Origin of the sequence: Thioclava sp. F36-6, assembly GCF_002020305.1 — a bacterium.
Lineage (GTDB): Bacteria > Pseudomonadota > Alphaproteobacteria > Rhodobacterales > Rhodobacteraceae > Thioclava > Thioclava sediminum.
In genome coordinates, this window is the sequence record NZ_MPZX01000002.1 from 1,288,056 (window position 1) to 1,300,479 (window position 12,424).

The following is a 12,424-nucleotide window of genomic DNA, read 5'->3' on the forward strand; positions in this document are numbered from 1 at the left end:
CTCGCTGGGTGCGGAGCGTCACATACCTTCGCCGAACTTGTCGGCCACCAATGCCTGAAGCGCATCGGCGAGCTTTTCTGCCTCGGCCCCGCTTGTCGTCACTTCAATAGTGGTTCCACGCGAAGCTGCCAACATCAAAAGCCCCATGATCGAGTCGCCCGAGACCGACTGGCCGTCCTTCGCCACCGTCGCACGGGCGTCATGATCCTCGACAACCTCGACGAAACGGGCAGAGGCGCGCGCATGCAGGCCCTTCTCGTTCACGATCTCCAACTCGCGGGTCACGGACATTTCACCACTCCCGCTTGGGCATTGTAACTATTGATATATTTGCGCCCCGCATCGAGCGCGGCCTCAACCGCAGCATGGACCGCGAGGCTGCGGGATTTCGCCAGCTTGATCAGCAGCGGAAGGTTCGCACCGTAGATGATTTCGCGGTCTCGCGCCTCGCAGGCCATCAGCGACAGGTTGGACGGAGAGCCACCGAACATGTCGGTCACAACCACGACACCGGTGCCGTCATCGACCGCATCGGCGGCGGCGCGAATCTCCGCCTGCTTGCCCGCGCGGTCGTGATCGTCCTCGATCGTGATGGCACGAATGCCGCGCTGCGGGCCCACGACATGCTCTATAGCGGCGAGATATTCGCGCGCCAGACCACCATGTGCCACGATCACGATACCGATCACGCGCCCGACCTCACCTTCGTTTCTTCGTTCTCGGCATGGCCGAGACGCTCCAATTCCCTATGACGTTTAGACACGCGCCACCCTGCTTCCGCAAGCGCTTTGGCGATGCTCTCGGTCATTGCAACCGAGCGGTGTTGCCCCCCGGTACACCCGAAGCCGACCGAGAGGTAAGCCTTGCCCTCCGCGACATAGGCGGGAAGCAGGAACAACAGTAGATCGAGCACGCGCTGGTGGAACTCCGCAAAGCGGGGATCGGCGGCGACATAATCGGCGACCGCCGCGTCGCGCCCGTCAAGCGCGCGCAGCTCCGGCTCCCAATGGGGATTGGCGAGGAAGCGGCAATCGAACATCAGATCGAGCCCGCGCTGCACCCCGCGTTTGTAGCTGAAGGAATTCACCGTGACCGAGAGCGCCTCGGTGCGGCCCGTGTCAAAGAAGCGCCCGACCTCGGCGCGCAGATCATGCGGGCTCATCTCGGAGCTGTCGATCAGGACATCGGCGCGCATGCGGATCGGCGAGAGCAGGTCCATCTCCTGCGCGATGCCTGCGCCGGGGTCTTCCTCGGGCGACAGCGGATGGCGGCGACGGGTCTCGGAATAGCGCCGTTCGAGCACTTCGGGGCGCGCATCGAGATAGAGCAGGTCGAGATGCAGGTCCGGGCGCTTGGTCAGCATATCGACCAGTTCGATCAGCGCCGCGGCCGAGAAATCGCGACCGCGCACATCGACGCCAAGCGCGACCGGACCGGTCAGATGGCCCTTGAGAAGGCGCGGCACAAGACTCAGCGGCAGGTTGACGATCGGCTCGTAGCCCAGATCCTCCAAAGCGCCGATTGCGGTGGTGCGGCCCGCACCTGACGGGCCGGTCACCAGCACGACGCGCTGGCCAGCCTGTGCCCATACCGGATCTGATCGGGTCACGCCCATCGGCCCCCTTTCAGCCATTGCAAGATTGCCACATCAAGATGACCATGCTGCACGCGCAGCACAAGGGGCAGATTGACCCCCAACACCCTGTCTTTTCGACAGGTTGGCAGGCGGTCGTCCTCTTCCCGATCGAGATCGACCAGCAAAGTGATGCGGGCCTGCGACAGGTGATCGGCGCGCAGGATACCCACGCCGCGCGCCTCGATCCGGCCCGCGATCGCCTCCGGTGCGCTTGCGATCAGCGCCCCATTTTCGGCGCGCAGGTCGACCCGGTCATCGGCAACAAGTGACGCCCCAAGCCCCATCAACCGCAACGCGAGAAGCGACTTGCCACTGCCCGAGGCGCCGCGAATGAGAACGCCGCGCTCGGGGTCGAGCGCGACGGCACTGGCATGGAGATTGGTCGAGAGGTCGTCCGACCCAGCCATTCAGCTGACCGGCAGGCCCACGACGAAACGCGCGCCCAGAGGATCGGAGGTCCGGTCGGCATCGGTGGGGCGGATATTCTCGGCCCAGATCACGCCGCCATGGGCTTCGACGATCTGCTTGGAAATCGCGAGCCCGAGACCCGAGTGATCGCCGAATTGCCCCTCGGGGCGCTCCGAATAAAACCGCTTAAAGACCTTGGTCAGCGCCTCTTCGGGAATGCCCGGCCCGGTATCCTCTACCACGACCAGCACGCGATTGTCGCGCTGGCGCGCCCAGACCCGCACCGCATCGCCCTCTTCGCAGAACGAGGTCGCATTGGTGATCAGGTTCACGAAGACCTGCGCGAGACGCGCTTCCAGACCCGAGATGACCACAGATTGCGACGGCAGGTCGGTGATGAAATCGACGCCCTTCTCGCGCGCCTGCTGCCCGAGGAATTCGCTGAGATTCGACACCATCTTGATCAGGTCGAACTGCTCTTCCTCTTCTTTCACCAGCTCGGAATCGAGCCGCGATGCATTGGAAATGTCACTCACCAGACGATCCAATCTGCGCACGTCGTGATCGATGACCTCGAGAAGACGGGTGCGCTGTTCGTCTTTCTTGACCATATGCAGCGAGGCCACGGCAGAGCGCAGACTGGCCAGCGGGTTCTTGATCTCGTGGGCGACGTCGGCGGCGAACTGTTCGTTCGCGTCGATACGTTCGTAAAGCGCGCCGACCATGCCGCGCATCGCGCCCGACAGCCGCCCGATCTCGTCAGGTCGCGCGGTCAGGTCGGGGATGCGCACTCGGGCGGGCGCCATCTTGCGCGCGTTCTTGTCGCGCCCGATTTCGGCGGCCGCGGCGAGGTCGGAAAGCGGATTGGCGATGGTCGAGGCCAGCACCAGCGAAAGCCCGATCGAGACGATGATCGCGATCACGAACATCTGCAGCACCTGCTCGCGCTCGACGCGGACCAGCGCGTCGATCTGCCCCGCGACGGAGATCAGCCCGACCACGCCCACGACACGATCGCCCTGCCGGATCGGCGTGGCGACGGCGAAGATGGTCTCGCCGGCGGCGTTCTTCTGCGAGGCGATCTTGGTGCGGCCATCCAGCGCCGAGGGCACCAGATCGCGCACCATGTCGAGCGCGCTATCGGCGGCGGTGCCGCCACCGCGCTCGAACAGACCCGCGACCGAGTCCCAGATCTGACCGAGGAAATCGCTCAGCACGGTGGAACGCTTGTCGAAATTGAGCCCGTCGACCTCTTCGACCGGCGCGCGGTCGCCCGTGGTCGTGGTGCCAAGCAGCGCCGCACTGGGATCGAACAGGTAGAGATCGGCGCCCTCGGGCAGCTCCATCCCGCGGATCGTCGCGAGCGGGTCGAGCCCGTCTCCCGCCGCCAGATTGACCGGAGCGCCCGCCGGAAGCTGCGCCTCGAACACGTCGGCGGCCAGCTGCGCCTCGTTCACCAACCCGCCTTCGCGCTGCAGCACGAGGCTGTCACGAAACGGGTTGAGGTAGAGCACGCCGGTCACCAGCACGATCATCGCCAACAGGTTGAAGGTGATGATCTTGCGCGCCAGCGGCGAGCGGTTGAGCGAGAACATCGACCGCCGCGCCCGACCCTTGCGCAGATCGTCGTCGACGATATCGGCCGGGCCGATCCAATCCTCGCCAAGCACGACTTCCGTTTCCGGCGCGCGACGGGCGAAGTTTGAGGAGCGCTTTCGAGCCAATCCGATCTTCCCGGCAATACTCATCGACGTAGCATCACTCTTCGTTATACCGGTATCCGATGCCGTAGAGTGTCTCGATCGCCGTGAAATCATCATCGACGCTGCGCATCTTCTTACGCAGGCGCTTGATGTGGCTGTCGATCGTGCGGTCGTCGACATAGACCTGATCGTCGTAAGCCACGTCCATCAGCTGATCGCGCGATTTCACGAAACCGGGCCGCTGCGCGAGCGCCTGAAGCAGCAGGAATTCGGTCACGGTCAGCGTAACGTCCTTGCTCTTCCAGGTCACCGCGTGGCGCAGCGGGTCCATTTCGAGCGAGCCGCGTACCATGACCTTGGTGTCTTCGGTCGAGGCGACTTCGCCGGTCGAGATCGCTTCCTGCCGGCGCAGCAGCGCGCGGATGCGTTCGACCAGAAGACGCTGCGAGAACGGCTTCTTGACGTAGTCGTCCGCGCCCATGCGCAGGCCCAGAACCTCGTCGATTTCGTCGTCTTTGGAGGTCAGGAAGATCACCGGCATCGCGGTTTTCTGGCGAAGACGCTGCAGCAGCTCCATGCCGTCCATTCGCGGCATCTTTATATCCAGAACCGCCATGTCCGGGAGACGCTTGGTGAACGCGTCGAATGCAGCCTGTCCATCGTTATACGTTTCGACATCGTAACCTTCGGCCTCGAGCGTCATCGAGACAGAGGTCAGAATATTGCGGTCGTCGTCGACCAGCGCGATTCTCGACATGTCGGAATATCCCTTCACTGCTACTTTATAGTTATTACACGCATATTCCGCGTTCGTTGCCTTCAAATCAACAAAAAGCTGCGAATCACCAAGGTTTCGCGAATCATCAGAGCCAGAATTTCCGAACCTTTGACTAATTTGCCTCACCTTTCCGCGACATTTCGCCGTGATTGCGCTAAACCTAGAAATGGTTGCGCTAACTCCCCCTATCCATTCTGTTCCTTCGCAAAATTGTCATGCTATAGGCGATCCATCCGGGTAACATTGTTGCTCGGATCGGCGCTTCGAGGCCCCGACGCGCCGGGAATAACCCTGTGAACGCCGCGCGACGGCATCGGGAGCATCAGATGGACATTGGACGCGTTAACCCCGCGAAACGGCTGGAAGATCAAGGCATCGAAGGTCTCGGGAATGTCTATTATAACCTGCTGGAACCGGCGCTGATCCAAGAAGCGATCAAGCGCGACGAAGGTACGCTCGGCAAGGGTGGCGCCTTCTACTGCACCACCGGGAAACACACGGGCCGGTCGCCCAAAGACAAGTTCGTCGTGCGCACCGCCTCGGTCGAAGACAGCATCTGGTGGGAGAACAATTCCCCGATGGAGCCCGAAGCCTTCGACCGCCTTTATGCCGACATGCTGGAGCACATGAAGGGCAAGGATTACTTCGTCGAGGACCTCTTCGGCGGCGCCGACCCCGAGCATCGGCTCGACGTGCGCCTCGTGGCGGAGATGGCCTGGCACGGGCTGTTCCTGCGCACCATGCTGCGCCGCCCCGAGCGTGAGGAGCTCGACGCGTTCAACCCGGAATGGACGATCATCAACTGCCCGAGCTTCAAGGCCGATCCCGAGAAGCACGGCTGCCGCTCGGAAACCGTGATCGCGCTGAACTTCGAGAAGAAGACGATCCTGATCGGCAACACCGCCTATGCGGGTGAGAACAAGAAGGGCGTCTTCACCCTTCTCAACTACATCCTGCCCGGCGAAGGCATCATGGCGATGCATTGCTCGGCCAACCACGCGATCGACGATCCCGACGACGCGGCGGTCTTCTTCGGCCTCTCTGGCACCGGCAAGACGACGCTCTCGGCCGATCCCTCGCGCATCCTGGTGGGCGATGACGAGCATGGCTGGTCGCATAACGGCATCTTCAACTTCGAAGGCGGCTGCTACGCCAAGACGATCAACCTGTCGAAAGAAGCCGAGCCGGAGATCTACAACACCTGCTCGATGTTCGGCACCGTGGTCGAGAACATGGTGTTCGACGAGGAGACGCTGGAGCTGGACTTCAACGACAACTCGATCACCGACAACATGCGCTGCGCCTATCCGCTGCATTACATTCCGAACGCCTCGGATACCGCGATGGCGGGCCAGCCCAAGAACGTGATCATGCTGACCTGCGATGCCTTCGGTGTCCTGCCGCCCATCGCGCGGCTCACCCCGGCGCAGGCGATGTATCACTTCCTGTCGGGCTTCACCTCGAAGACCCCGGGCACCGAGGTCGGCGTGGTCGAACCGCTCCCGACCTTCTCGACCTGCTTCGGCGCGCCCTTCATGCCGCGTCGCCCCGAGGTCTATGGCAAGCTGCTGCAAGAGAAGATCCGCAACACCGGCGCGTCCTGCTGGCTGGTCAACACCGGCTGGACCGGCGGCGCGTTCGGCACCGGCTCGCGGATGCCGATCCGGGCGACCCGTGCGCTGCTGAAAGCCGCGCTCGACGGCTCGCTGCATGACGTGCAGTTCCGCAAGGACCCCAACTTCGGCTTCGAAGTTCCGGTCTCGGTCCCGAACGTCTCGGACGTGCTTCTGGACCCGCGCCGCACCTGGGACGACGCGGCGGCCTATGATGCGCAGGCGCAGAAGCTGGTGGAGATGTTCTCGGACAACTTCGCGCAATACGTGCCCTATATCGACGACGACGTGAAAGCCGCGGCGATCGGCTGATCAGCCTGACTGATCGATAATCACGAATATTGGAAGGGCCGGCGATCACGTCGGCCTTTTTCATATGCGACGCCCACTTTCCTAAACCCTTGAACCGCCTACATGATGCCAGCCATGAAACTGGAACTGCTTCATATTCTGGGCTTCGCCCTGATCGCCGGCCTCATCGCGCTGGCCGGTGTGACGCTGATCGTCGCCCGGCTGTCGCATCGGCGCCCCAAAGGCCCGTTCCCCAAGTCCCATATGCAGGTCGCCCCCGAAACCGGGCGCTTCGCAACCGCGCTGCAGGACCGGCTCGCGGGAATTGAGACAAAGAGCGCGGTCCAATTGCTTGCCGATCCGCTCGACGCGCTGGCGGCGCGGCTGGAACTGATCGACGCGGCGGAGGTCTCGCTCGATCTGCAATATTACATCTGGCAGAACGACACCGCGGGCGCGATCATGCTCGGGGCGCTGCGCAAGGCGGCCAAACGCGGGGTCCGTGTCCGGCTGCTGATCGACGACAACGGCACGGCGGGGATGGACCGCACGCTGGCCGCGCTCGATCAGTTGCCCAATGTCGACGTGCGCCTCTTCAACCCCTTCCCGATCCGCACCGCGCGCTTCCTGGGCTACTTGTCCGATTTCCGCCGCCTGAACCGCCGGATGCATAACAAGGCGATGATCGCGGATGGGCGGATGGCGATCCTCGGCGGGCGCAATATCGGCGACGACTATTTCAACAGCCTCTCCGAGAGCGGGCTCTACATGGATCTCGACGTCGCCGTCGCGGGTCCGGTTCTGGCGCAGATCGGCAAGCAGTTCGACCTGTATTGGAACGCGCCCCCCGCGATCCCGGCGGAAAAGATGTTGGGTGGCTGCGAGGCGAAAGAGGCCGAGACCATCATCAAGACCGAAGAGCTCCGCCTCTCGGAGCCCAAGGCGAAGCGCTATGCCGACGACCTTCAGCATCCCGACCGGCTGTCGCGGCTGCTGTCGGGCAAGGCGCGGGTGATCTTCGCCGAGGCGCAGTTGATCTACGACCACCCGTCGAAAATCCACGGGCTTTTGCAGGGGCGCAAACTGCTCTGGCAATATCTGGTGCGCGCCTTGGGGCAACCGCTGGAGGAACTGGTTCTCGTCACGCCCTACCTCGTCCCGACGCGGACGGGGGTGCGTTATCTCAAGCGGATCGCGCAATCGGGGGCGACCATCAAGGTGCTGACGAATTCCTATGCCGCGACCGATGTGGCGCTGGTCCATTCCGGCTATGCGCATCGCCGCAAGGCGCTGTTGCGCGCCGGGATCGAACTTTACGAATACGCAGCCGATGCCGAAGACCGCCGCCCGAGCGACCGCAACCGGCGCGAAAGGCTGCTGGGCTCCGACATTCGCGGCACCTCGCCCTTCTCGCGCAACAAGCTGCACGCCAAGGTTTTCGCGGTGGATCGCGCGCGCGTCTTCATCGGCTCGTTCAACTTCGATCCACGCTCGATGCGGCTCAATACAGAGCTGGGCATCGTGATCGACGCGCCCGAGATCGCGACGGAAATCTCCGAGACCTTCAAGGAATTCATCCCCGCCCGCGCATGGCGTCTGCGCCTCACCCGTGCGCAGCAATTGCGCTGGTCGCGCCCCGGGCATGGCGTGCGCAAGCGCGAGCCGGGCGTGCCCTTCTCGCACCGCATCTTCCTGTGGATCGCGCAGCGCCTGCCAATCGAGTGGATGCTGTAAGCCTCAGCTCTTGCGCGTGCGCTTCACCTTGCGCGCGACCGCCTTCTTCTTGGCAGCGTCGCGGGCCGGTTTGCGCGGGCCCTTTCCGGGGCCTTTGCGCGGCGGACGCGTGCCGGGGCGGCGGCCCTTGCGGCGCTTGCCGTCACCCGAGGGCATCCCCTGCCCTTCGACTTCCAGCAGCTCCAGCATCAGCCCGCCGGTGATCGGCACGGCCTCGGACAGCCGCACCCGGACACGCTGCCCGATGGTGATGACCATCCCGGTATCGGAGCCCACCAGCTCCTGCGCCTCGCGGTCGAAATGGAAGAACTCGCGCCCGATCTCGCGGATCGGGATCAGCCCGTCCGCGCCGGTCTCGTCGAGCTTCACGAAGGCGCCGAATTTCTGCACGCCCGAGATGCGCCCGGTGAACTCGCTGCCCACCCGGTCCGACAGGTAGGCCGCCAGATAGCGGTCGGTCGTGTCACGTTCGGCCACCATCGACCGCCGCTCGGTATCGGAAATCTGCTTCGCGGTGTCCTCGAGATTCTCGATATCCCACGCGCTCAACCCGTCTTTGCCCCAGCCATGGCCGAGGATCAGCGCACGGTGCACGATCAGGTCGGAATAGCGCCGGATCGGCGAGGTGAAATGCGCGTAGGAGCGCAGCGCGAGGCCGAAATGCCCGTAATTCGTCGGCGCATAATAGGCCTGCGTCATCGAGCGCAGCGTCGAGATGTTGATCAGCTCGTCGAACTCGGAGCCCTCGGACTGGCTGAGCAGATTGTTCAGATGCGCGGTCTGCAGTACCTGCCCCTTCGCCAGCGTGAAGCCCGATGCCTGCGCCACTTCGCGCAAGGCTTCGATCTTCTCGAGACTCGGTTCTTCGTGAACACGATACAGCAGCGGACGGCGCAGCTTTTCCAATTCCTCGGCGGCGGCCACATTGGCCAGCACCATGAACTCCTCGATCAGCTTATGCGCGTCGAGCCGCTCCTTGAACCGGATCGAGGCGACATGGCCATCGTCGCCGATCACGATCTGCCGCTCGGGCAGGTCCAGCTCCAGCGGTTGACGGATCGCCCGGGCATGTTTGAGCGCCTCGTAAGCCTCGTAGATCGGGTCGATGATCTCCTCGACCATATCCTCGGTCTTCTCGTCCGGGTTGCCGTCGCGCGCCGACTGCACCTGCCCGTATTCGAGCGAGCCGACCGAGCGGATCATCCCGCGCGTGAAGCGGTGGCTGACCTTGCGCCCCTGCGCATCGATCTTCATCCGCACCGCCAGCACCGCGCGATCCACGTTCTCGTGCAGAGAGCACAGATCGCCCGACAGACGATCCGGCAGCATCGGCACGACGCGGTCGGGGAAATAGGTGGAGTTGCCGCGCTTGCGCGCCTCGCGGTCCAGCTCGGAGCCCGGCGTGACATAATGCGCCACATCGGCAATCGCGACCCAGATCAGGAAGCCGCCCTCGTTCTTCGGATCGTCATCGCGGATCACCAGCACCGCATCGTCGCGGTCGCGCGCATCCGCCGGGTCGATCGTGACGAAAGACAGCTTGCGCAGGTCTTCACGCTCGCCAAGAGGCGCGGGCTCTGCGGCATCGGCCTCGGCCACGACTGCATCGGGGAAATCGTCCGGGATGCCATGCTGGTGGATCGCGATCAGCGAGACCGCCTTCGGCGCGGACGGATCGCCCAGCACCTCGATCACGCGCGCCTTGGGCAGCCCCATGCGCCCGCGCGGCCCGGTCTGTTCGGCCTCGACCAGCTCTCCATCCTTGGCGCCCTGCGTCACCGCCGCCGGCACCTGCCATTCGTTGCCGACACCCTTGTCGATCGGCATGATCCGCCCGCCCTCGGCATTCTTGCGGAAGATGCCGACGATGCGATGCGAGGCCTGCCCGATCTTGCGGATAAGTCGCGCCTCGTAGCCGTAATCCTCATCCTCGACCGGGGTCAGGCGGCCGAGGATACGGTCGCCCTCGGCCAGCGTGGGATCGCCGTCCTTCGGAACGAAGAGCACAAGCGGCGCAGGCCCGTCGCCAGTCCATTCCGCAGGCTCGGCCCATTGGTCGCCCTGACTATCCTCGCGCATCACGCGCAGCACCGACACCGGCGGCAGCACGTTGGGGTCGCGGAAATTGCGGCGGCGCTTCTCGATCAGACCTTCGTCGGCCATGTCCTTGAGAATGCGCTTCAGCTCGATCTTCGCCTGCCCCTTCACACCGAAGGCCCGCGCGATATCGCGCTTGGCCCCTTGGTCGGGGTTGTCGTTCAGCCAGTCGAGGATCTGCTGGCGCGAGGGGATGGGGGCGGGTTTGCTCATGGGTTTGCCTAACATGGGGCGTGAGGGGCGTCACTCAAAGAGTGTGGCGCTAATTACGGGTGTCGAGCCCTGCGCTTGCGCTTCGGGCGTTCGCCGGGGCGTCCTTCCACCGGAAGGCCGCCGACCCCGGCTCCCCCCCCCGGGATATTTTCGCCAAGAGGAAGCTCAGAGCGGCTTTTCCATATCGCGATGCGGAATGCCCGCGTCGTCGTAATCTTCGCCGTAGGGCACGAAGCCGAGCTTCTCGTAGAACGGGATCGCGTAGCTCTGGGCCGAGAGATAGGCGCGGGTGCAGCCCATCTCGGCGAACCGCTCGCAGGCGTCGCGCACCAGCGCCGCGCCGAGCCCGGTGCCACGCGCGGATTTCGCCACGCAGATGCGGCCGATCTTGCCGGTCTCCTCCTTGCGGATCAGCCGCGCGGTCCCGAGTGGCGTGCCCTCCTCGCTGGCCAGCAAATGGACCGCCTGATCGTCGAGATCGTCCCATTCCTCGGGCTCCGGGATGCCCTGTTCTTCGATGAACACGGCCCGGCGCAGCGCGTGGCAGGGCGTGTAATCGGTGACCGGCTCGATCTTGATCATGCGAAATAGTCTCTCAATATGCGGGCATAGACGCGCGTGAGGGCTTCGATCTGATCGAGGGGCACGCGCTCGTCCACCTGATGCATCGTCGCGCCGACGAGGCCGAATTCCACGACCGGGCAGTGATCCTTCACGAAGCGCGCATCCGAGGTGCCGCCCGAGGTGGACAGCTCCGGCGCGCGGCCCGTTTCCGCCTCGACCGATTTCGCGACGAGATCGACGAAGGGACCGGGCGGGGTAACGAAGCTTTCGCCCGAGATATCGGGGTTGAGCGCGATACGGATACCGGTCTCGGCGGCGATCTCGGAGGCCATCGCCTCGGCCCAGGCGATCAGCCCCTTGCCGGTATGGGCGTCGTTGAAGCGGATATTCACGGTCGCGCGCGCCTTGGCCGGGATCACGTTATTGGCAGGGTTACCGCAATCGATGGTGGTGATCTGCAGGCTCGACGGCTGGAAATGATCGGTGCCGTGATCGAGCGGCTCTGCGGTCATCCGGCCCAGCAGTTCGACCAGCGCATGCAGCGGGTTCTTCGCGCGATGCGGATAGGCGGCATGCCCCTGCACGCCCTCGGCCTCGATATAGAAGCTGAGCGAGCCGCGCCGCCCGATCTTCATCATCTCGCCCATCTCATTGGGGCAGGTCGGCTCGCCAACGAGGCAGACCGACATCGCCTCGCCCTCGGCGGTCATCCAATCCAGAAGCGCCCGCGTGCCGTCGCGGCCCGGGCCTTCCTCGTCGCCGGTGATGGCGAGGATCACCGCGCCGTCGGGCGGCGTCTCGGTCACGAAATCCACCGCCGCCGCTGCGAAGGCCGCCACGGCGGTCTTCATGTCGGTCGCGCCGCGCCCCCACATCACGCCGTCGACGATCTCGGCGCCGAAGGGATCATGGGTCCAGGCGGCGGCATCGCCTACCGGCACGACATCCGTGTGCCCGTTGAAGCCGAAGCTTTTCGCCGCCCCCTTCGCGCCCCAGCGCGCGTAGAGGTTCGGCGTGCCGTTGCGATCGACGCGCGTGCAGGTGAAGCCTGCCCCGCTCAGCAGGCCCTCCAGCAAGACCAGCGCGCCGCCCTCCTCCGGGGTCACCGAGGGGCAGCGGATCAGATCGGCGCTCAGGCGGATGGGATCGGTCGTCATGGGCACTCCTTTTCAGCGCTACAGGCTTAGAGCGCCGAAGCCTTCGGGGCAATGGCTGTTGCAGGCTCGACACCGGGCGCAAGTGACGCAGAGACAGGGACTACCCAAAGGCAGGTCGCGGTGTCATGATATGTCAAAAGCAAAAGCCCGGAATCGGGCATATCGAGCAGGGCAAAGCCCGGATCCAGACGCAACAGACCCACGCGCGGCCCATTCAGGCGGCGTGCGTT

At 64.3% G+C, this 12,424-nt stretch carries 11 protein-coding genes; 2 read left to right on the forward strand and 9 right to left on the reverse strand.

Annotated features, from left to right (window positions below):
- Positions 1–18 precede the first annotated feature (18 nt).
- From BMI88_RS13405 to BMI88_RS13430, 6 genes are read right to left on the reverse strand one after another with little or no spacing between them, the layout of a single operon-like run.
- Positions 19–291: an HPr family phosphocarrier protein gene (locus tag BMI88_RS13405; protein WP_075776868.1), complete on the reverse strand. Its 273-nt coding sequence runs from the start codon at positions 289–291 to the stop codon at positions 19–21.
- Entirely contained in the window at positions 282–689 is a 408-nt protein-coding gene (locus tag BMI88_RS13410) for a PTS fructose transporter subunit IIA (protein ID WP_075776867.1), read from the reverse strand. The genes BMI88_RS13405 and BMI88_RS13410 overlap by 10 nt, the downstream gene beginning before the upstream one ends.
- A complete protein-coding gene (rapZ, locus tag BMI88_RS13415) occupies positions 686–1,615 on the reverse strand; it encodes an RNase adapter RapZ (RefSeq protein WP_078521438.1) in 930 nt (309 codons plus the stop codon). The genes BMI88_RS13410 and rapZ overlap by 4 nt, the downstream gene beginning before the upstream one ends.
- A complete protein-coding gene (locus BMI88_RS13420; protein WP_078549400.1) occupies positions 1,606–2,043 on the reverse strand; it encodes a serine kinase in 438 nt (145 codons plus the stop codon). The genes rapZ and BMI88_RS13420 overlap by 10 nt, the downstream gene beginning before the upstream one ends.
- Positions 2,044–3,792 carry a sensor histidine kinase gene (locus tag BMI88_RS13425; protein ID WP_078549402.1) on the reverse strand — a complete coding sequence of 583 codons (1,749 nt, stop codon included), beginning with the start codon at positions 3,790–3,792 and terminating at the stop codon, positions 2,044–2,046.
- Between the two features lie 10 nt (positions 3,793–3,802).
- Positions 3,803–4,504 (reverse strand): response regulator transcription factor, encoded by a 702-nt coding sequence (locus BMI88_RS13430; RefSeq protein ID WP_078521444.1) that lies wholly within the window; start codon positions 4,502–4,504, stop codon positions 3,803–3,805.
- Between the two features lie 347 nt (positions 4,505–4,851).
- Between BMI88_RS13430 and BMI88_RS13435 the strand changes: the two genes are divergently transcribed.
- Both BMI88_RS13435 and BMI88_RS13440 read left to right on the forward strand, forming a co-directional pair.
- A complete protein-coding gene (locus tag BMI88_RS13435) occupies positions 4,852–6,450 on the forward strand; it encodes a phosphoenolpyruvate carboxykinase (protein WP_078549404.1) in 1,599 nt (532 codons plus the stop codon).
- 114 nt (positions 6,451–6,564) lie between these two features.
- Positions 6,565–8,163 carry a phospholipase D family protein gene (locus BMI88_RS13440; protein ID WP_168173983.1) on the forward strand — a complete coding sequence of 533 codons (1,599 nt, stop codon included), beginning with the start codon at positions 6,565–6,567 and terminating at the stop codon, positions 8,161–8,163.
- 3 nt (positions 8,164–8,166) lie between these two features.
- On the opposite strand, the gene rnr is transcribed toward BMI88_RS13440, so the two are convergent.
- From rnr to dapE, 3 genes are all read right to left on the reverse strand, one after another.
- The gene (rnr, locus tag BMI88_RS13445) at positions 8,167–10,473 is read right to left on the reverse strand and encodes a ribonuclease R (RefSeq protein ID WP_078549408.1); all 2,307 of its coding nucleotides are present in this window, start codon (positions 10,471–10,473) and stop codon (positions 8,167–8,169) included.
- A gap of 165 nt (positions 10,474–10,638) precedes the next feature.
- Complete coding sequence (locus BMI88_RS13450; RefSeq protein ID WP_078549410.1) at positions 10,639–11,055, reverse strand: GNAT family N-acetyltransferase; 417 nt, start codon at positions 11,053–11,055, stop codon at positions 10,639–10,641.
- The gene (gene dapE, locus BMI88_RS13455; protein ID WP_078549412.1) at positions 11,052–12,194 is read right to left on the reverse strand and encodes a succinyl-diaminopimelate desuccinylase; all 1,143 of its coding nucleotides are present in this window, start codon (positions 12,192–12,194) and stop codon (positions 11,052–11,054) included. Before dapE ends, BMI88_RS13450 begins: the two co-directional genes overlap by 4 nt.
- Between the last annotated feature and the right edge of the window lie 230 nt (positions 12,195–12,424).

Excerpts from the sequence above, each read along its gene's own strand:
- BMI88_RS13405 (WP_075776868.1), bottom strand. The coding sequence starts at position 291 with ATGTCCGTGACCCGCGAGTTGGAGATCGTGAACGAGAAGGGCCTGCAT.
- rapZ (WP_078521438.1), bottom strand. The coding sequence starts at position 1,615 with ATGGGCGTGACCCGATCAGATCCGGTATGGGCACAGGCTGGCCAGCGC.
- BMI88_RS13420 (WP_078549400.1), bottom strand. The coding sequence starts at position 2,043 with ATGGCTGGGTCGGACGACCTCTCGACCAATCTCCATGCCAGTGCCGTC.
- BMI88_RS13425 (WP_078549402.1), bottom strand. The coding sequence starts at position 3,792 with ATGAGTATTGCCGGGAAGATCGGATTGGCTCGAAAGCGCTCCTCAAAC.
- BMI88_RS13430 (WP_078521444.1), bottom strand. The coding sequence starts at position 4,504 with ATGTCGAGAATCGCGCTGGTCGACGACGACCGCAATATTCTGACCTCT.
- BMI88_RS13435 (WP_078549404.1), top strand. The coding sequence starts at position 4,852 with ATGGACATTGGACGCGTTAACCCCGCGAAACGGCTGGAAGATCAAGGC.
- BMI88_RS13440 (WP_168173983.1), top strand. The coding sequence starts at position 6,565 with ATGAAACTGGAACTGCTTCATATTCTGGGCTTCGCCCTGATCGCCGGC.
- rnr (WP_078549408.1), bottom strand. The coding sequence starts at position 10,473 with ATGAGCAAACCCGCCCCCATCCCCTCGCGCCAGCAGATCCTCGACTGG.
- BMI88_RS13450 (WP_078549410.1), bottom strand. The coding sequence starts at position 11,055 with ATGATCAAGATCGAGCCGGTCACCGATTACACGCCCTGCCACGCGCTG.
- dapE (WP_078549412.1), bottom strand. The coding sequence starts at position 12,194 with ATGACGACCGATCCCATCCGCCTGAGCGCCGATCTGATCCGCTGCCCC.